This is a genomic window from Jatrophihabitans sp. sgz311053, from assembly GCF_056135305.1.
Map to the genome: position 1 here is coordinate 1434214 of NZ_JBWAXP010000001.1, position 19630 is coordinate 1453843.

At 72.3% G+C, this 19630-nt stretch carries 10 protein-coding genes and 1 riboswitch; of the genes, 3 read left to right on the forward strand and 7 right to left on the reverse strand.

Features of this window, described 5'->3' with window-relative positions:
- Positions 1-99 precede the first annotated feature (99 nt).
- Entirely contained in the window at positions 100-2619 is a 2520-nt protein-coding gene (locus AC0NZQ_RS06560; RefSeq protein WP_474528869.1) for a hypothetical protein, read from the reverse strand.
- Between the two features lie 127 nt (positions 2620-2746).
- On the opposite strand from AC0NZQ_RS06560, the gene AC0NZQ_RS06565 reads away from it, so the two are divergent.
- Positions 2747-3973: an amidohydrolase gene (locus AC0NZQ_RS06565; RefSeq protein ID WP_474528871.1), complete on the forward strand. Its 1227-nt coding sequence runs from the start codon at positions 2747-2749 to the stop codon at positions 3971-3973.
- A 62-nt stretch (positions 3974-4035) separates the two neighbouring features.
- On the opposite strand, the gene AC0NZQ_RS06570 is transcribed toward AC0NZQ_RS06565, so the two are convergent.
- Together AC0NZQ_RS06570 and AC0NZQ_RS06575 are read right to left on the reverse strand one after the other, a co-directional pair.
- Positions 4036-4986 carry an alpha/beta hydrolase gene (locus tag AC0NZQ_RS06570; protein ID WP_474528872.1) on the reverse strand — a complete coding sequence of 317 codons (951 nt, stop codon included), beginning with the start codon at positions 4984-4986 and terminating at the stop codon, positions 4036-4038.
- A gap of 29 nt (positions 4987-5015) precedes the next feature.
- A complete protein-coding gene (locus tag AC0NZQ_RS06575) occupies positions 5016-5471 on the reverse strand; it encodes a hypothetical protein (RefSeq protein WP_474528874.1) in 456 nt (151 codons plus the stop codon).
- Between the two features lie 51 nt (positions 5472-5522).
- Between AC0NZQ_RS06575 and AC0NZQ_RS06580 the strand changes: the two genes are divergently transcribed.
- Positions 5523-6059, forward strand: coding sequence for an NUDIX hydrolase (locus AC0NZQ_RS06580; RefSeq protein ID WP_474528875.1), 537 nt, complete (start codon positions 5523-5525; stop codon positions 6057-6059).
- Positions 6060-6070: 11 nt separating this feature from the next.
- Here AC0NZQ_RS06580 and AC0NZQ_RS06585 read toward each other — a convergent pair whose 3' ends face one another.
- Both AC0NZQ_RS06585 and AC0NZQ_RS06590 read right to left on the reverse strand, forming a co-directional pair.
- Positions 6071-7516 carry a glycine hydroxymethyltransferase gene (locus tag AC0NZQ_RS06585; protein WP_474528876.1) on the reverse strand — a complete coding sequence of 482 codons (1446 nt, stop codon included), beginning with the start codon at positions 7514-7516 and terminating at the stop codon, positions 6071-6073.
- Positions 7517-7541: 25 nt separating this feature from the next.
- A riboswitch (ZMP/ZTP riboswitch) is annotated at positions 7542-7626 on the reverse strand.
- Positions 7627-7630: 4 nt separating this feature from the next.
- Positions 7631-9661, reverse strand: a complete 2031-nt coding sequence (locus tag AC0NZQ_RS06590) for a putative bifunctional diguanylate cyclase/phosphodiesterase (RefSeq protein WP_474528877.1) — start codon at positions 9659-9661, stop codon at positions 7631-7633.
- Positions 9662-9767: 106 nt separating this feature from the next.
- Between AC0NZQ_RS06590 and AC0NZQ_RS06595 the strand changes: the two genes are divergently transcribed.
- Positions 9768-10931, forward strand: coding sequence for an acyl-CoA dehydrogenase (locus tag AC0NZQ_RS06595; protein WP_474528878.1), 1164 nt, complete (start codon positions 9768-9770; stop codon positions 10929-10931).
- Between the two features lie 22 nt (positions 10932-10953).
- Here AC0NZQ_RS06595 and AC0NZQ_RS06600 read toward each other — a convergent pair whose 3' ends face one another.
- The gene (locus AC0NZQ_RS06600; protein ID WP_474528879.1) at positions 10954-18282 is read right to left on the reverse strand and encodes an amino acid adenylation domain-containing protein; all 7329 of its coding nucleotides are present in this window, start codon (positions 18280-18282) and stop codon (positions 10954-10956) included.
- Positions 18279-19628: an aminotransferase-like domain-containing protein gene (locus tag AC0NZQ_RS06605; protein ID WP_474528880.1), complete on the reverse strand. Its 1350-nt coding sequence runs from the start codon at positions 19626-19628 to the stop codon at positions 18279-18281. The genes AC0NZQ_RS06600 and AC0NZQ_RS06605 overlap by 4 nt, the downstream gene beginning before the upstream one ends.
- Positions 19629-19630 lie beyond the last annotated feature (2 nt).

Consider the following 19630-nt stretch of genomic DNA (forward strand, 5'->3'; position numbering starts at 1 on the left):
GCTGGCGAGATCCTGTTGTCCCCGCCGACATGCCGGGCGGCGCCGCGGCCGAACCGTCTCTCGCGCAGCTGCTCCGCCACGCCGTCCTCCTCGTTGCCGTCAGGGCCGTCGGACTCGCGCCGCCAGTTCGGCCGCGGCGAGCTGGAAGTAGCCCGACTCGTCGGCCCAGAAGTTCGAGTGCCGGCCGGGATCGGCGTAGGTCGTGTCGCCGGGGCGCGGGCCGAACGAGGGCGGATCCGGGCAGTGCCATTCCCAGTCGGGCGGACCGGCCAGCGGCACTTCGCCCAGCACCGGCACCGTGGGGGTCGCCGCCCGTGTCGCGACGACCTGCGCGGGGCCGGCGGTGACCTGACCGCCCAGATAGTCGGTGTAGCGCCACAGGTTGATCCAGCGCGGCGGCCCCTGGTCCCCGCCGCCGAGCTGGACCTCGACCTCGTACAGCCGCGCCGGGCCGAAGTAGGCGGGGAAGAAGCGGCCGTAGAGCCGTCGCAGCACGCAGCCGAAGGAGAGGAAGGCCAGCTGCGGCAGCACGCGCACCGAGCCGGGAGTCCGGGCGTCCCAGGTGGCGAGCTGCTTGATCACCGCGGCGCTGATGACGGTGCCCTGGCTGTGCGCAGCTAGGACGACGCCATGGTCTTCGTGCCGCACCCGGTAGGCCGAGACGTAGGTGACGACGTCGGGGACGGTCCGCTCGGCGTAGCAGGGCGCCGCCAGCGGGTGGCAGAGCCGGGGCCAGAAGGCGGCGACGTCCCAGAGGATCCCGACCGTCCGCCGCACCGCCGGTGTCCGGAAGGCGAGTGCGCCGAGCGAGACGAGGCCGAGCAGGGTGAAGACGGCCAGGTAGGTGCCCACCGCGCCCAGGGCCTGCGCGGAGAGCCAACCGTCGGCGATACCGCCGATGACCGACTCCGGGGCTCGTCCACCGCCCGCCGCGAGGTGCCCGCCGAACCACGCCACGATGAGGGCGCCGACGACGACCAGGGCGCCGATGACGCTGCTCGCCTCGTCCACCAGCCGGCCGAAGAGCATGGCCCGGCGGATCGCCATCGCGCGGGCGGGGTCGCGTCGAGTGTCATCGCCGTAGTCGGCGTCCAGGTAGGCCTCGCCGCCGGGACGCCACGCCCAGCGATAGAGGACGCTCGCCGCGGCCACGACGAGGATCAGCAGCAGGGAGGCCGCGGCGAAGGTGAAGGCGAGGTTCGCGCTGGCGACGACGGCGGGCACCTCGAAGTGCACGTAGGAGTACCCGATCTCGCGATAGCTCGGCCGCAGCGAGCCCGTGTCGAGCCACGTCGCGGCGTACATGTAGGTCCCGGCGCTGAAGGTGGCGGCGAAGAAGGTTCCCAGCGCGGCGAAGGCGGCGGTCCCCCAGCCGCCGAGCGGCGCTCGGATGGCCCGGTGCGCTCCGGTCTCGCCCGGTGGGGCGAAACCGGCGGCGCGCATCCGCCACACCACGACCACGACGGCGACGAGCGCGGCGATCGCGGCGGCGCTGGTCCACAGCACGGTGCCGGTGAAGTAGGGCAGGCCGTTCAGCGGCGTGCGCCGCAGCGCGGTGGCCGTCGCGGGGCTGCCGGGCGAGGTCGCGGTCGAGCCGGCCAGCGTGGTGAGCCAGCGTTCGTCCACCCAGCGGTGCATGATCGCCAGCCCGCCGAGCTGGACCGCCGCTGCCACGCCGAGAACACCCCACACCGCGAGCGCGGCGCGCCGCCACGCCTCGGATTCGGCGTGGGCACTGAACGAGTGGGACCACAGCGCCACGAGCGCGTAGCCGACGACAGCGGCGGGTACCACAGCCCAGACGAGGGCGCCGGTGGTGGCGATGGCACTCCACAGCACCAGCGCCGCGCCGACCTGCAGGTGCAGGGTGCGCAGGCGCTGGACCGGGACGGCATTGCGCCACATGTTCGGTGACTCCAGCGGCAGCTCGGCCGGGCGCCGCGGCGTCGGTGTGGCCCGCAGTGCCGCCTGCTCCTCCTCGCCGAACTCGACCACCGTCTTCTCGTAGCGGTCGGTGGTGCGCTTGGCGACGAGGGCGATGACGGCCAGCTGCGCCACCGGCACGAGCATGCCGAGCAGCAGCATGTGCTCGATGGAGAACCGGTTCGCGGCGGAGAGGTCGTGGAAGACGACGTCCGGCGCCGCGCCGCTGCAGCTGCTGCCGCCACTGCACTGCCAGGAGACGAGGTCCATCCCGACGCCGATGCCGGTCACCACGTAGAGGCAGGTGAGGGCGAGGGCCAGCAGGCGGCAGGTGAACCAGAGCCACCGCGTCGAGAGGTCGGTAGCCGACGGACCGCCGGGCCGGGCGCGGGGCGCGACGTTGACCAGGGTCAGCGGGAGCAGCAGCAGCCAGAGCGCGCGGGCCGCGGTGCCGGAGGTGAGCCCGCCCCAGTTGTACGAGTGCAGCTCGGGTGCCTCCGGACGGGCCGGGGAGAATGGGTCCGGCGCGCCGTCGCGACGTTCGGCCGCGAGCCGCGGCCGGTAGAAGCCGGCGATGCGGTCGCCCGCCACCCGGGCGACGGACTGCCGATCGAGCAGGTCTTCCGGCGGCGTGCCCGAGACGCCGTGCACCCGCAGTTCCATCACGTCACCAGACGTGCGCTCACGCTCAGCCATGGTGGGGGAAAGGTAGACCCGAGCGCGGCCGCCGGACAGGGTCTTTCGGTCACCCGTGGCGACGAGTCGGGTCCGCTTCGCCCCGGCCTGCGACCTTCGCCGCCACGCTGCGTGATTGAGTGACGTCATGGCATACAGCGCAGTGGGGACGGCCGCGATCGTCGGGGGCCGCGTCGTCGTGGGTGACGGCGCGGTCCACGACGCCGGCACGGTCTTGGTGGTGGACGGGGTCATCACCGAGGTGGGGCCGGACGTCGCGGTCCCGGACGGGGTCGAGGTCGTCGACGCCACCGGACGCTGGGTGCTGCCGGGCTTCGTCGAGGCGCACGGCCACGTCGGCATCGACGAGGAGGCGCAGGGGTGGGCCGGTAACGACACCAACGAGATGACCGACCCCAACGGCGCCCGGTTCCGCGCCCTCGACGCCATCAACCCGGCCGACCTCGGTTTCCGGGACGCGTTGGCCGGCGGGGTGACCTCCGTGGTGGTCAAGCCGGGCAGCGGCAACCCCATCGGCGGACAGACGGTGGCTCTCAAGACCTGGGGCCGCGTCGTGGACGAGATGGTGATCAAGGCGCCGGCCTCGGTGAAGAGCGCGCTCGGCGAGAACCCCAAGCGCATCTACGGCGAGCGCAAGCAGACCCCGTCGACCCGCCAGGGCATCGCCGCGGTCATCCGCGAGGCCTTCCTCCGCGCGCAGGACTACCGCGCCCGGCGCGACGCGGCCGCGGCCGAGGGGAAGCCCTTCGACCGGGACCCCACCAGCGAGGTGCTGGTGCGGGTCCTCGACGGCGAGCTGCCGTGGAGCCAGCACAGCCACCGCGCCGACGACATCGCCACCGCGCTGCGGCTGGCCGACGAGTTCGGCTACCGGCTGATCGTCAACCACGCCACCGAGGGTCATCTGATCGCGGACCTGCTGGCCGAGCGCGACATCCCGTGCGTCGTCGGCCCGCTCTTCACCACGAGGTCCAAGGTCGAGCTGCGGGAGCGGACCATCGCCACCCCCGGCCGGCTGGCCCGCGCCGGGGTGCGGGTGGCCATCACCACCGACCACCCGGTGGTCCCGATCAACTTCCTGGTCCACCAGGCCACGCTGGCGGTGAAGGAGGGCATGACCCGCGACGACGCGCTACGTGCCATCACGGTCAACCCGGCGCAGATCATGGGCCTCGACGAGCGGGTGGGCAGCCTGCGACCGGGACTCGACGGGGACGTCGTCATCTGGGACGGCGATCCGTTGGACGTGATGAGCCGAGCGCTGCGGGTCTTCGTCCGGGGCGTGCCGGTCTACGAGTGGCACGCCCATCCCGAGGGCGGCGGCGCCGGTGTCACCGTCTCGCCCTACGCGTGATCGAGAGGCGGTTCCGGTCGCGCTGACGACCGGAACCGCCTGTGGATCACGGCGGGGACGGGTCAGTCGTGCGCGAGCAGCGTCGCCAGCTCGGCGTTGATCCAGGCAGTGGCCTCGGCGGCACCGGAGCTGAAGGCCTCCATGCCGTAGAAGCCGTGGATGAGACCGGCGAACTGCCGGTGCGCGACCCGGACCCCGGCCCCGGCCAGCGCGGCGGCGTAGGCGTCGCCCTCGTCGCGCAACGGATCGAACTCGGCGGTGGCCACCACCGCCGGGGCCAGCCCGGACAGGTCGCCGTGCAGCGGTGAGAGCCGGGGGTCGGTGGCGAGCCCGGCCACCGCCGGGTCGTCCGGATCGGCGACACCGAGATAGTTGGCCGCGAACCAGTGCATGTCGTCCATCGTCAGGAAGTAACCGGTCGCGTTCTCGGTGCGCGAGCCGTACTCACCGAGCAGGTCCACGGCCGGATAGACCAGCAGCTGGGCGGCCAGCGGCAGTCCGTCCCGCGCCGCCTGCTGCGCGCAGACAGCGGCGAGGTTGCCGCCGGCGCTGTCGCCGCCCACCGCCACGGCGCGGGCGTCGCCGCCGAACTCCTGGATGTGACCGGCGACGTACTGCAGTGCCGCGTAGCAGGCGTCCCCCGCGGCGGGGAAGCGATTCTCCGGCGCGAGCGGGTAGTCCAGGCTCACGACCACGGCGCCGGTGTCGCGGACCAGGCGCCGGCAGCTGTTGTCGTGGGTGTCGAGGTCGCCGATGACGAACCCGCCGCCGTGGAGGAAGACGATGGTGGGGACGGCCCCCTCGCCCTCGGGCCGGTAGATCCGCGACCGGACACCCGCGATCTCGCGTTCGTCCACGGCGCCGACCGGCACGACGGAGGCGGGGTCGCGGAGGTCGACCAGCAGGGTGCGCAGCCCGGCGCGTGCCTGCGCCGGCGTGCCCTCCGACAGCGCCGGGTTGCCGGCGGCTTCCATCATCTGCAACAGGGCGGCGATCTGCGGGTCGAGTGGCATCCCCCGATCGTGGCATGCCGCCGGCCGGGTCAGCCGGAGCGGTACCAGCTGTTGCTCGGCCGGGCCGCGAGCAGGGCCACGACGCCGAGGTCCAGGACGAAGGCGAGGACGTCGAGCACCCGCGACGGGCTGGGCTGATGCCGTCCGAGCCGCTGCAGCGTCGTCACGATGCCGAAGGCGGCGAGCAGCCAGGTGGCGATACGCGCCCAGTTGCGACCGCGGGTGACGTGGCGGGTCAGTAGTGGCAGGGCGACGATGAAGGCGACGTAGCCGAGCACCGTGATGCGGACCGCGGTGTCGACGCTGGCCGGCGACGGCGTCGGGGTGGCGTCACGCAGCAGTCGCCGGACGTCGTCGATCGTCAGGACGAAGACGATCAGCGCGACGAGGTTCACGGCGGCGATGGCGATCATCACCCGGGCGGCGTGCAGCACGGCCCGGGGCCGGTACGCGGGAGCCGCGTCCGGGACGTCGGTCTGCAGCATCGAAGCCCCCTGTCGTCGGGGCCGACGCTAGTGTGCGCGAGACTCGAAGCCGTGGACGTCACGCCGACAGACCGCCCGATTCGTTCCCGCCGGACCGTCCGCGTGCTGCTGCTGGACGAGCGTGACCGGCTCTTCCTGATGCATGACAGCGACCAGGGACTCCCGGCCGACCACCCGGGCTTTCGCTGGTGGATGACGCCCGGCGGCGGCATCGACCCCGGCGAGGACGTCGTGGCTGCCGCCGTCCGCGAGCTGCAGGAGGAGACCGGGCTGGTCGTCAGCGCCGCCGACGTGCACGGCCCGGTCGCCAGGGTCCGCGTCACGCACGGCTACAGCGACAAGATCATCCACTCCGAGGACACCTACGTCGTCGTCCGCACCAGCGAGTTCGAGGTCGACACGAGCGGTTTCACCGCCGACGAGCAGCTGACGGTCCTCGGTCAGCGCTGGTGGACCGGCCCCGAGCTCGCTGCCACCGAGGAGACGATCTGGCCGGCGTGCCTCGGTGCGCTCCGGGACGCCGCCGCCGACCCCGCGAGCTGGCCGCTGGAGCTCCCCGACGTCGAGGAGTCCAGCGTCCCGACCTGAGGCCGGGCGCGCTACAGCTCCAGGCCCGGGTACAGCGGGTTGGCCTCGAGCAGCTCGTCGGCGGCGGACTGGACCTTGCCGGCGACGCCGTCGGCGATGGTGTACTTCGCCTTGGACGCGCCGCCGCTCGCCGCCGCGGTGGGGGTGGTGTTGGACAGGACGTCGGTGATGAGCTCGGCGACCCGGTCGAACTCGGCCGTGCCGAAGCCCCGTGAGGTGAGCGCGGGCGTGCCGATGCGGACGCCGGAGGTGTACCAGGCCCCGTTCGGATCCCGGGGGATCGCGTTGCGGTTGGTGACGATGCCCGAGTCCAGCAGGGCAGACTCCGCCTGCCGACCGGTGATGCCGAAGCTGGAGACGTCGAGCAGGACCAGGTGGTTCTCGGTGCCGCCGGTGACCAGCGTGACGCCCCGCTTGGTGAGTCCCTCGGCGAGGGCGACGGCGTTGTCCGCGACGTTCTGCGCGTAGCTGCGGAAGGAGTCCTGCCGGGCCTCGGCGAAGGCGACGGCCTTCGCGGCCATGACGTGCCCCATCGGACCACCGAGCACCATCGGGCAGCCGCGGTCGACGGCGTCGGCGAACTCGGGCTGGCTCAGCACCATGCCACCGCGCGGCCCGCGCAGTGACTTGTGGGTGGTCGTGGTGACGATGTGCGCGTGCGGCACCGGGTCGAAGTCGCCGGTGAAGACCTTGCCCGCGACGAGGCCGGCGAAGTGCGCCATGTCGACCATCAGCACGGCCCCGACCTCGTCGGCGATCTCGCGCATCTTGGCGAAGTTCACCTTGCGGGGGTAGGCCGAGTAGCCGGCGATGAGCACCAGCGGCTTGAATTCGCGCGCCGTTGCGCGAACGGCGTCGTAGTCGAGCAGCCCCGTCTCGGGGTCGGTGCCGTAGGACGACTGCTCGAACATCTTGCCGCTGATGTTGGGACGGAACCCGTGCGTCAGGTGGCCGCCGGCGTCCAGCGACATGCCGAGTGCGCGCTGGTTGCCCATCGCCCGCCGCAGCTGCTGCCAGTCGGCCTCGGTGAGGTCGTTGACGTGCTTGGCGCCGGCCTCGGCGAGTGCCGGCGACTCCAGCTTGGTGGCCAGGATCGCCCAGAAGGCGACGAGGTTGGCATCGATGCCCGAGTGCGGCTGGACGTAGGCGTGCGGAGCGCCGAAGAGGGCCTTGGCGTGGTCGGCCGCGACCTGCTCGACGGTGTCGATGTTCTGGCAGGCTGCGTAGAACCGGTGTCCCACGGTGCCCTCGGCGTACTTGTCCGAGAGCCACGTGCCCATGGTGAGCAGGGTGGCCGGCGAGGCGTAGTTCTCGCTCGCGATGAGCTTGAGCGAGCCACGCTGGTCGGCGAGTTCGCCGCGGATCGCGCCCGCGACCGTCGGTTCGACGGACTCGATGACCTGCAGCGCGGCCTGATAGGCCCGCGAGGCGGTGGCGGCGTCGAAGGGCTGTGACATGAAGGGGCCTCCGTCGGTTCGATCTTCGGTGAGCCCAGGCGCGCGGCGGGTGCTGCCGAGCCGCTCCCCGGTGGTCGCGTCCACCTGAAGCGCCAGTCACGGCTCGTCGCGAGATTACCGCACCGGGTACACCGCGAGGCCGTCCAGCAGGCTGGCCGCGGTCGCCGCCTCGTCTCGGGCCGACGACCAGAGGAAGCCCTGCGCGCGATCGCAGTCCGTCCGGCCGAGCCACCGCACCTGCTCGGCGAGCTCGACGCCCTCGGCGACGACCGTCAGCTCGACCGCGGCACCGATGGCGATGACGGCGGCCGCGACGGCGGCGTCGTGCGGGTCGCGGGTGACGTTGTCCAGGAACGACTTGTCGATCTTGAGGGTGTCGACCGGCAGCGTGCGCAGGTAGGACAGGGAGCTGAAGCCGGTCCCGAAGTCGTCAATGGCGATGCGGACGCCGTGGTGCCGCAGCGTGGCCAGATTGTTCCGGACGGCGTCGATACCGCTCGCCAGCATGCTCTCGGTGATCTCGAGGACCAGCTGCTCGGCGGGGAAGGCCGTGGTCGCGAGGACGGCGAGCACCTCGTCGGGGAAGTCCGGGCGCATCAGCTGCTGCACCGTGATGTTCACGGACATGTCCAGCGGACGCCCGGCGATCCGAAGGAACCGCACCCCGGCCCGACAGGCCTCGGTGAGGACGGCCCGGCCGAGGGCGTGGATTAGCCCGGTCTCCTCGGCGACCGGCACGAAGCGGGACGGCCCGACGATCTCGTCCGGTCGGATCCACCGGGCCAGCGCCTCGAAGCCGACGATGGCGCCGGTCTCCAGCTCCACGACCGGTTGGAAGTGCGGCACGATGTCGCCGTCGTCGAGGGCAGCCTGCAGTTCGGCGCGCAGCGCGAGCCGGTCGAGGGCATCGCGCTCCAGCGTCGCGTCGTGGACCTGGATGTTGCCGCGCCCGCGGCTCTTGGCCAGGTACATCGCCACGTCGGCGGCCCGCAGCAGCTCGACGCCGTCGGAGTCGTCGGCCACGGTCGCCGCGACTCCGACGCTCATGCCGAGTCGCACCATGTAGCCGGCGAGGTCCATCGGTCGGTTGAAGCTGGCGAGCAGTCGTTCGGCGACGGCGAGGGCCCCGGTGACGTCCAGGTCGTCGAGCAGCACCGCGAACTCGTCGCCGCCGAGCCGGGCCACCGTGTCGCCGGGACGTACGATCTCGGCGGCGCGGAGTGCGAACTCCTGCAGCACGGTGTCGCCCACGCCGTGGCCGAGGCAGTCGTTGACGGCTTTGAAGTCGTCGAGGTCGCAGAAGATGATCGCCACCTGCCGCTTGGTGTCACCGAGTCGCGTCTGCAGGGCGTGAGCGAGCCGGTCGGTGAAGAGGCGACGGTTGGCCAGGTTGGTGAGCGAGTCGTGCAGAGCCTGTCGGGTCAGCTCGCGTTCGAGCCGCTTGCGCTCGGTGACGTCGCGCAGCGTGATGACCGTGCCGCCGACGGCCGGATCGTCGGTGCGGTTGGCCACAGTGCCTTCCACGTCGAACTCGTGGCCGGTCGCCGAGCGCAGCCGTGCCGAGATGCTGTTCTCCTCCCCGGTCTCGGTGAGGTAGACGACCCGGCTCAACCCGAGGCGGTCCGCGGGGGCGACGAGGTCGTCGTAGTAGGTGTCGACGAGGTGCTCGGGACTTACGCCCAGCACGGAACGGGTGGAGGGGCTGGCGTAGGTGATCACTCCGCTCGCGTCGCAGACCAGGATGAGGTCGGCCGAGCGCTGGACCAGGGCCGCGAGCCGCTGGGCACCGTCGGTGGCGGCCCGCTCGGCCGTCTGGTCGTGCTCCGCCCGCCGGTGGCGGCGCACGAGACGCTGGAACCACAGCGTCCATCCGACGGTGGCGGCGCTGAGCAGCACCACGTACAGCAGGTCGGCCAGGCCGGTGGACTGGATGTGCGCGTGGATGAGGTGCAGTACGAGGAACTCGACCGCGACGACCGCGACGATGCTCGACCAGACCACTCGCGGCCGGAGGAAGCCGCCGGCGCGCTCGCGGGGCGGGGCGGCGACGACGGCGTGCGGGCCGATGACCGGCGCTGGCGACGGCGGTCTCTGCGCGAACGCGGGCCGCGCCGGGTGCTCCGGCGGTGAGGCGATGGCGGTCATGGGCCCTCCTTGGCCAAGGCATGCATCACTAGCTAACACCAAATTTACATTGCGCACCACCCGTGCATGACGCCGGCGAAACAGTAGGACGTCCTAGTATCGAGTCATGGGCATCGGCAATCCGGATTTCGACCAGTACCAGCTCACCGACGAGCAGCGGATGCTGCGGCAGGCGGTGCGCGAGCTCGCCGAGGACCGCATCGCGCCGCGGGCCGCCGAGATCGACGAGACGGGGGAGTTCCCGTACGACGTGCTCGAGGCGTTGGTCAGGGCGGGCTTCCATGCCGTCCACGTGCCCGAGGAGTACGGCGGCATGGGGGCCGACGCGGTGTCGGCGGCCATCGTGGTGGAGGAGATCGCGCGGGTCTGCGCGTCGTCCTCCCTCATCCCGGCCGTCAACAAGCTCGGCTCGCAGCCGGTGATCCTCTCCGGTTCCGACGCGCTGAAGAAGGAGGTCCTCGTCCCGCTGGCCGAGGGCGAGGGCATGTTCAGCTACGCCTTGAGCGAGCGGGAGGCCGGTTCGGACGCTGCGTCGATGCGCACCCGGGCCGTCCTCGACGGTGACCACTGGGTGCTGAACGGCACGAAGGCGTGGATCAGCAACGCCGGCGTCTCGACGTTCTACACCGTCATGGCCGTGACCGAGCCCGGCAAGGGCGCCAACGGCATCTCGGCCTTCGTCGTCCACAAGGACGACCCCGGCTTCTCGGTCGGCAGCAAGGAGCGCAAGCTCGGCATCAAGGGCAGTCCCACGTGCGAGATCCACTTCGAGGACTGCACCATCCCGCGCGACCGCATCGTCGGCGAGCCCGGCACCGGCTTCAAGACAGCACTCCGCACGCTCGACCACACCCGTCTCACCATCGGCTCGCAGGCCCTCGGCATCGCCCAGGGTGCGCTCGACGCGTCGATCGCCTACGTCAAGGAGCGGCGCCAGTTCGGCAAGGCCATCGCCGACTTCCAGGGCGTGCAGTTCATGCTCGCCGACATGGCGATGCGCATCGAGGCCGCCCGCCAGCTCGTCTACGCCGCCGCCGCCCGAGCCGAGCGCAACGAGCCGAACCTGACCTTCACCTCGTCCGCAGCCAAGGTCTTCGCCTCCGACACGGCCATGTCGGTCACCACCGACGCGGTCCAGCTCTTCGGCGGCGCCGGCTACACCATGGACTTCCCCGTCGAGCGGATGATGCGCGACGCCAAGATCACCCAGATCTACGAGGGCACCAACCAGATCAACCGCATGGTGATGGCCCGCAACCTGCTGAAGTAGCCATGCGGCAGCACCCGGCGGGTCAGCCGCTGCGAACGGTGAGTTCGGCCAGGGTCCGGGCCAGCACGGCCGAGTTGTCCCCGGTCATCATCGTCACGTGGTTGCCGGGCACCGCCTGCGCGCGCAGGTCCGGACAGTGATCCTCCCAACCCAGCGCGAACCGGTGGTGGAAGCGGTCGGACTCGTCGTAGGCGGTGCCGCGCCCGAATCCAGCATCGGCGGCTCGCAGCACGGTGACGGGTCCGGCGTAGGGCTCGGGTCGGTAGCGCTGGATCGCCTCGACGCTGTCCCGCATGAGCTCCAGCGGGTCACCCTCGCCGGTGGCCTGCATCCAGTCGGCGATGTGGGCCAGCTCGGTGAGGTAGTCGGTCGCGTCCGCGGGCTCGGCCGTGGTGTCGGACCGCTCTCCGGTCTCTCCGGTCGCGCGGCGTTCGACCACCGCGCGCAGCGCCGCGTGGAACGACCCGTCGGCATCGGCGTCGGTGAGGTCGCCATCGGGGGCGCCGGCGTCGATGAGCAAGGCGGGCACGGCGCGTCCCCGGTCGGCCTCGACCTGCCGGGCCATCTCGTAGGCCAGCACCCCGCCTCCGGAGAAGCCGCTGAACCAGATCGGTTCGCCGGCGTCGAGTTCGGCCTGGACCGACGCGAGATGGGTGGCGGCGAGTTCGGCCACGGTGAGGTGTGGCGGGTTGGCGGCGCCGGCCCGCGGATCGCGCAGGGCGAGGATCCGCTGCGGCCCCGGGTAGGCATTGGCCAGCGGCACGTAGCAGGCGATCTCGCCGCCGGGCGGGTGGACCAGGACGAGCGTGCCGGCGCCGGCCCGGGTCGCCGGACGCAGTTGGACCGCCATCTCGAGACCGACCGCAGTCTCCGGCGCCTCGGCCAGCAGCGCAGCGAGGCGTCCGGCCGTCGGGTGGGCGAGCAGGTCGTCCAGCCGGAGGGTTCGGCCGGTGAGCTCGGAGAGGTCGCGCAACAGCTTCATGGCCAGCAGCGAGTGACCGCCGACATCGAAGAAGTGGTCGGCGGCTCGCACCTCGTCGGTGCCGAAGGTCTGCCGCCAGGCGGTCCGGACGAGGTCGGCGTGCTCGGTGTCCGGCCACTGGTCCTCAGCCGACCCGGTGCTGGCCACCGGCGCGGTGGCCGGGGCCATCCGCGGCAGATGATCGGCATCGACCGAGGTCAGAAGCGTGTCGATCGGGGTGTCCCCCGCTCCGGGCAAGGTCCGAAGCAGGTCCCGGCACTGGTCGGCGAGGTGCTGCGCCTCGGCGTCGGCCAGCCGCGCCCGGTCGTGGACGACGTCGAGCACCAGGCTGTCGTCGACATCGCGGTAGGCGAGCAGGGTGACGGCGTACGCGGTCTGCGATCCCACCGAATCGGGCAATCCGACCTCGATGCCCAGGGTGACGAGGTCGTCGTGCAGGCCCTCGGCCGACCGGGGGTAGTTCTCGAACACCACCAGGCTCTCGATCAGCCGGTCCGTCGGCGCTCGGCCGGTCCACTGGTGGATCTGACCGGTGGCCACCCACTCGTAAGCCGAACTGTCGAGCAGGTGGTCGCGGACGTCGGCGAGCAGATCGACCGGTGTCGCGTCGCGGTCGACGACGACGCCGACGGGCAGTGAGTTCATGAGCAGTCCACGGATCTGCTCGACACCGTCGAGATCGATGCGCCGGCCGGAGACGGTGGTGCCGAAGCAGACGGCCACGTCACGCGCGGTCGACTGTGCCGCGCGGGCCAGCAGCAGCGCCCACGCAGCGTGGACGGCGGTGCTCTCGGTCGCCGACCGGCGTGCCGTCCAGGTGTGCAGGGTCCGGGCGTCGGCGGCGTCCAGGCGAGCCCGGACTCGTCCCGAGCCGGTCTGGCCCGTGGGGTCACCCGTGACCGCCGGAAGCAGCGCGAGATCGCCCGAGGGCAGGGCGGTGGACCAGAACTGCCGGGCAGCCTGATCGTCCTGCGCGTCGAGCCAGGCGCGATGGTCTCGGATGTCGGGTCGCCGGTCCCGTTCCGGGCGCGGGGCTCGGTCGAGGTAGGCGCGGTAGAAGTCCTGAATCAGCTGCGAGACGCTCCACCCGTCGAGCAGGGCGTGGTGGAAGGTCAGCAGCACCCGGGCTCGGTGCTCGTGACCGTCTCCGCCGTCGCGCATCACGGCCAGCCGCAGCAGTCCGGGACGGTCCAGCGCGAAGCCCTGCAGTCGTTCCCGCTCCCGCAGCCGGTCCCAGTCGGCGATGTCTCCGTCGCATACCCGGATCTCTGGTTCGACGTGATCGTGCACGACCAGCTGCGGGCCACCGGTCCACGAGAACGACGATCGCAGCACCGCCTCGCGGGCGAAGACGGTGGCCCAGGCCTCGCGGAAGCGGTCGGCGTCCAGCGGGCCGTCCCACGTCCAGAAGAGCTGCTCCACGTAGCGCCCGGTGCCGGGGTGGGCAAGCGCGTCCAGCAGCAGCCCCTCCTGGGCCGGGGTGGCCGCCACGACCAGTCGAGGGTCAGGTGCGGGGTCCGGAGCACGCCCCGCCGTGCGGATGTCTTCGGCCACGATGGAGGCGGCCGCGGCACCGGACAGCTCGGCCAACACCATGCGCAGCTGAGTCACCAGCGCGTCGACGGAGTCCTCGTCCACCCCGTCGTGCGGGCTCGGTACCCAGGTCAGCCCGGTGCGCAGACGACCGTCGTGGACGATGCCGTACACCTCGAGGGCGTAGACCCGCTCGCAGCGCGCCGAATGCTCCCGCGGGATGGGCCGGCTCGACATGCGGAACAGCTCGCCGGTGCCGAGCTGATCGGCCTGGCCGTAGTAGTTGAAGCAGGCCAGGGCGGGGGCGAGGTCGCGCAGGTCGCGCCGCAGCTCGGCGTCGGACGCGAACTCTCGACACGCCCCGAAGCTGACGCCGCCCTCGGGGACGGCGGCGAGTTCGACGCCGGCGCGCGCGACAAAGTCGCGGGCCGCGGCCGCGCGGTCGGCGGTGACGACCACGGGATGGATCGAGGTGAACCAGCCGACCGTCCGGTACAGGTCGTCGTGGCCGTGCCGGCCGTGGGTCTCCACATCGAAGGTAACGGTGTCGCTGCCCCGCCACCGGCTGAGGGCGAGCGCGAACGCCGCGGTCATCACCTGATGTACGGGCATCTCGAGGCCGGCCGGCACAGCACCGATGAGCTGCGCGGTCGCGGCCGGATCGAGCGAGAACTCGACCCGGCGGATCGCTCGTTCGTCCGGCGCGGGAGTGGTGAGCAGCAGGCCACCGGAGGCCCGTCGCCGCCGGCACAAGTCGCGCCAGTAGGCGCCGAGCGACGGATCGTCGGCGAGATGCCGCAGTCCCCGTACCCAGGCCGCGTAGCCCAGATCCTCCTCGGGCAGGGCCGGCAGCTCCTCGCGGGCCAGGCTGCGCAGTGCCGAGTCGAGGTCCTCGAGCACGACCCGCCACGAGACGCCGTCCATCACCAGGTGGTGGACGGCGATGAGCAGCAGGTCCGGGCCGGGGTCGCACCGGGCGAGGACAGCGCGCACATGCACGCCGGAGAGCGGATCTAGGCTGGCCTCGGCGTCCTCGAAGAGCGCGTCGAGACCGTCGGGGCCGTCGAGACCGCCGAGACCGTCGGGGCCGTCGGGATGGCCGTGGACACCGCGGACCGGGTCGTGAACCCGGAGGATGTCGCGGGGAGCGGAGCGGGCGAAGGGATGTTCGGAAATCATCGCCCCGGCGTGCCCGGCCTGCGGCGCCGTGAACCGGGCCGACAGCGCCGGGTGGGCCGCGACCACCGCCTGCAGCGCCAGGCGCAGGGCGCCGGTGTCGATCGGAGCAGTGAGTTCCAGCAGCACCGACTGGTTCCACTGGTGTCGGTCGGTGTGGATGTTGCGGAAGAACCAGGACTGCACGGGGGCCAGCGCCGCGGCCACGGCCGGGGCGGGCGAGGCGGACCGTCGGGGTTCGGGCGTCACGGCCGGAGTCGCGGTGGTCACGGGGATGGCGGTCCCGGCCAGGTGTCGGGCCAGGTCGGCCAGCACCGGGTGGTGGTAGAGCGCCTTGGTCGCTAGCGTGACCCCGGCACGGCGCAGCCGGGAGGTCAGCTGCATGGCGAGGATCGAGTCGCCCCCCACCTCGAAGAAGTGCGCGTCGTCGTCGTCGACCCCGAGCAGGTCGGACCAGATGCTCCGCAGGATGTCCAGCACTGCGGCCGGTGGGGGTCCCTCGGCCGGTGCCGCGTCCGGTGTGGCTTCGGGCGCAGCCATCGTCGCGGCGTCGCTGGCAGCAGCCGGCTCGGGCAGCGGCTCCGGGGCAGCGGCGGTGGCCGTGCCGGCGGTGGTGGTGCCGGCGGTGGTGGTGCCGGCGGTGGTGGTGCCGGCGGCGGTGGTGCCGGCGGCGGTGGTGACGGCGGCGGTGGTGACGGCGGTGGTGGTGACGGCGGTGGTGGTGACGGCGGCGGCGAGGGCCTGGCGGTCGGTCTTGCCGTTGGCCAGCAGCGGGATACGCGCGACCGGGTGCAGCCGGGCCGGGACCATGTGTGACGGCAGGGCTGCGGCGAGACGGTGGCGTGCCTCGCGCAGGTCGAGCGTCGGGGCCACCAGCCAGGCCTCGAGCTGGGTGCTTCCCGCGGCATGTACCGAGACACCGACGGTGGCGTCCTGGACCCCGGGCAGCGCGCGCAGCGCGGCGCGGACCTCGCCGAGCTCGACCCGGTTGCCGTTGATCTTGACCTGGTCGTCCAGCCGGCCGAGATGCGTGAGTCCGACCTCGGGCAGCAGCCGGACGAGGTCACCGGTGCGGTAGGCGAGCAGGGGCTGACCGGCCGGGCCGAGGGGCAGCCGGCGGTAGCGGTCTGCAGTGCCCTGCGGATCTCCGACGTACCCGTCGGAGACGGTCGCGCCGCTGATCCACAGCTCGCCGGGCGCGCCGGGTGGCAGCGGACGACCGTGAGCGTCCAGGACGTGGCAGCCGATGTTGTCGAAGGGGATGCCGATCGGGACCTCGGCCCGCCGGGTCCAGACCCGCTCGTCACCGCGCGGCCAGGAGAACACGGTGCTGTAGGAGGTCTCGGTCGGTCCGTAGGCGTTGTGCAGCCGGGCCGGTGTCGCGGCCTCGGCCGCCTGGCGCAGCTCGTTGGGCAGCGACTCGCCGGTGCTGACGATCGTATGCAGCGTCCGCGCCGTCTCCAGGCGTCCGGTCTCCACGAGCAGACGGAGCTGCGAGGGGACGACGTGCAGCAGCGTGACGCGGTGCGTGATCAGGGTGTCGAGCAGCAGGTCGGCGTCGGCCTCGGCGTCGGGCGGGGCGACGACGAGGCGCCCACCGGAGACGAGGGGGACGAACATCTCGTGGGCGCTGACGTCGAAGGTGAACGGCGCCTTGAGAAGCATCGCGTCCTCCGCGCCGATCCCGAAGTGCCGCTGGGCGGCGAGCGCATCCGCCGCCAGGACGCGGTGGCTCAGGGCCACGCCCTTCGGCACGCCGGTCGACCCGGAGGTGTACAGCACGTGCAGCGTGCACGCACCGTCGACGGCGGCGGGCGCGACGGCCGGCGCGCCGTCGAGCAGCCGGTCCAGGTGGACGGACCGGACCCCGTCGGGCAGCGCGTCGGCGGTCTCGCCGGCCACCACCGCCAGCGTCATCTCGCTGCTGGTCACGATGTGCTGCCGGCGGGCCGCCGGGTGTGAGGCGCTGAAGGGCACGTAGGCCGCGCCGAGACGCAGGATGGCGAGAATGACGGCCACGGCGTCGTCCGAACGCGGCACGAGCAGACCGACCCGGTCACCGGCCACCACGCCCCGGGCCGCGAGCCCCGCGGCGTACAGCCCGATCCGCTCGTCGAACTCGGCGTAGGTCCAGGTCCGATCCCCGAACTCCACCGCGATGCGCTCCGGGGCCGAGGCCACCTGCCGGGCGAAGAGGGTGTTGACGTCGTCGGCGACCAGAGGGCGCTCGACCGCGTCCAGCACGGCCAGCTCGGACCGTGCGCCCGGACTCAGCCCCGTCAGTTCGGACAGCGGTGCGTCGGGGCTCGCCACGAACTGTTCCAGCAGCGCGTGCAAGTGGTCGACGAAGGCCGTGGCCGTGGCCGCTTCGATGGCCGACGCGTCGTAGCGCAGCAGCCCCGCCACGGTGTCGACACCGTCGTGCAGTTCCAGCGTCATCAGTCCGGAGCCGCGGACGGGGGTGTCGGGGAGCCAGCGGGCACGCACTCCGTCGGCCAGGACGATGCCGTCCCGAGCGGCGACCGTGCGGTCGGCCCAGCTGTGCAGGACGAACGTGCAGTCGAAGGCGTCTGCCCGCGGCGCGGCGGTCGGGAGTTGTCCGACGATCCGCGGGAACGGCAGCGCCGAGTGGTCGATCGCGCGCACGAGGTCCGACTGCACCGCGCGGACGTGTTCCGCTGCGGTGCCGCACGGTGGTGTGGCGTCGGCCCCCTCGTTCGCGTCCGACGGTGCGGTGACGCCGACGAGCACGGTGCGCACGAAGTAACCGACCGCATCGGCGTGCGCCGGGCCACGCAGGCCGAGCGGAACCCCGACCGTCGGCCGGGCCTGCCGCGAGTACGTCTGCAGGGCGCGCAGGTAGGCGGCGAGCAGGACGGCGGTGCGGACGACACGGTGGCGCTGAGCGAACCGGTTGATGGCGGCGGTGAGATCGGGCCCGAGACGGACGGGCACGTGACCGGCACCGGCCGTCGTGTCGAGCCCATGGGTCGGGTCGTCCAGGGGCAGGTCCAGGGTGAGGTCGGCGTGGGCGATGCGCTCGCGCCAGTACCGCTCCAGCTCGCCGCGGGTCTCGTCGTCCAGCGCGTCGCGCTCGGTGACGTAGTCGGCCCAGCGGCCGGGTGCGGGCGTGTCGATGCCACCCCGCTCGTAGGCGGTCAGCAGGTCACGCAGGACGATCGCGCTCGACTCGCCGTCGATCACGAGGTGGTGGACGACCAGCACGAGGGTGTGGTGGTCGGCGCCGTGGCGCAGCAGGGTGGCCCGCATCGTGGCGTCCGCCTCGAGGTCGAGCGGCTCGCCGGCCATCGTCCGCAGCAACTCCTGGTCGACGCTCGCGCCGGGACCGTCGCTTGGCAGCGGGGACTCCCTGACGGTCAGCGGCGGACACCAGTGCGGCCGCAGCGTGAAGTGCGGGACACCGTGGTCGTCGTCGGTGACGACGGCACCGAGCAGCTCGTGCCGTTGGACCACGGTGACGAGGGCTGCCCGGAGCCGGTCCGCGTCGAGCCGGCCGCGCAGGTCGAGCACGAGCATGACGTGGTACGGCGCGGCCTCGGGGTCGACGCGGTGCTGATGCAGCAGGCCGAGCTGCTCGGCCGTCATCGCGACCGTGGCGGCGGTGGGTCCGGCGGCGGGGTGCGCGGCGACTGCGGTCATGACGCGGACTCCTGTCGAGCGTGGTCGCGGTACTCGTCGACGAAATGCGCGAGCCTGTCCAGGCCGCGCTCCATGTCGCACGGACGTTGGCCGCCGAAGGACAGGCGGATCTGGTGGTGCCCGCCCCGTCCGGCGTAGAAGTGGCTCATCGGGGTCCACAGCACGCCGTACCTGCGGGCCGAGACCTCGAGCGCGGCGTCGTCGGCGCGGAACGGGACGGTGAGGACGGCGAACATGCCGCCCTCGGGAATCGTCCACGAGACGTCGGTGCGGCCGCCGAAACAGGCGACCAGGCCGTCGCGAAGCAGCAGTCGGTTACGGCGGTGGATGCCGGCCGAGACCTCGCTGGCCCGCTGCACGCTGCAGCCGTTCTCGAGCAGCAGACCGCCGATGACAGCCTGCGAGATCGACGAGGTGTTGAGGGTCAGCATGCTCTTGATCCGCCCGAGCAGGTCGGCCAGCACCCCGCCGGAGCTCACCGGCTGGTCCGCCAGGACGTAGGCGATCCGCGCACCGGGATACGCCGTCTTGGCGAACGAGCCGAGGTAGACGACCCGCCCGCGGGTGTCGGCTGCCTTGAGGGTGCGTGGCCGGGCGCCGGGCTCGTGGAACATCGAGTACGGGTTGTCCTCGAGCAGCAGCAGGTCGTGCGTGTCGGCGATGTCGAGCAACCGGGCGCGAGCCTGCTCGTCGAGCACGGACCCACCGGGGTTGGCGAAGTCCGGGACGACGTAGCAGGCGCGGGGGAGACGTCCGGCGGCCCTGGCGCGGCCGATCTGACGGACGAGGTCGTCGGTGTCGAGCCCGGTGGCGTCTTCGCGCACCGGCCAGACGGTGGTCTCGGTGATCCGGGCGGCACCGGTGAAGCCGACGTAGGTGGGGCTGGCGGCGAGCACGACATCGTCGGGGCCGCGACGCAGCGCGCGCAGCAGCAGCACCATGGCTTCCTGGCAACCGGTGGTCACGACGATGCAGTCGGGGTCGGCGTCGATGCCCTCGTCGATGCGCAGGTGTTCGGCGACGAGATCGCGGATGATGCCCTTGGTGTCGCCGTACTGGAACAGCGTGGTGACGATCTGACGCTCGTCCAGCCCGCGCACCGTGCGCAGGTGGTCGATGAACAGGTCGAGGTGCCGGTGCAGCGAGTCCGGGTGCAACGGCTCCTCGGTCGGACGCCCCGCCGCGAAGGTCACTGCCCCGGGATAGCGGCCGCTGATGTCGTTGAGCAGCGTCATCGACTCCAGGGCCGGGTCGCTGAGCGAGGCGTGCAGGTCGTCGGCGGAGAGCACGATGCGGTCGGGGTCGCTGCGGGCGGTCATCGTGTCGGCGAGCGGGCCGGCCGGCATGC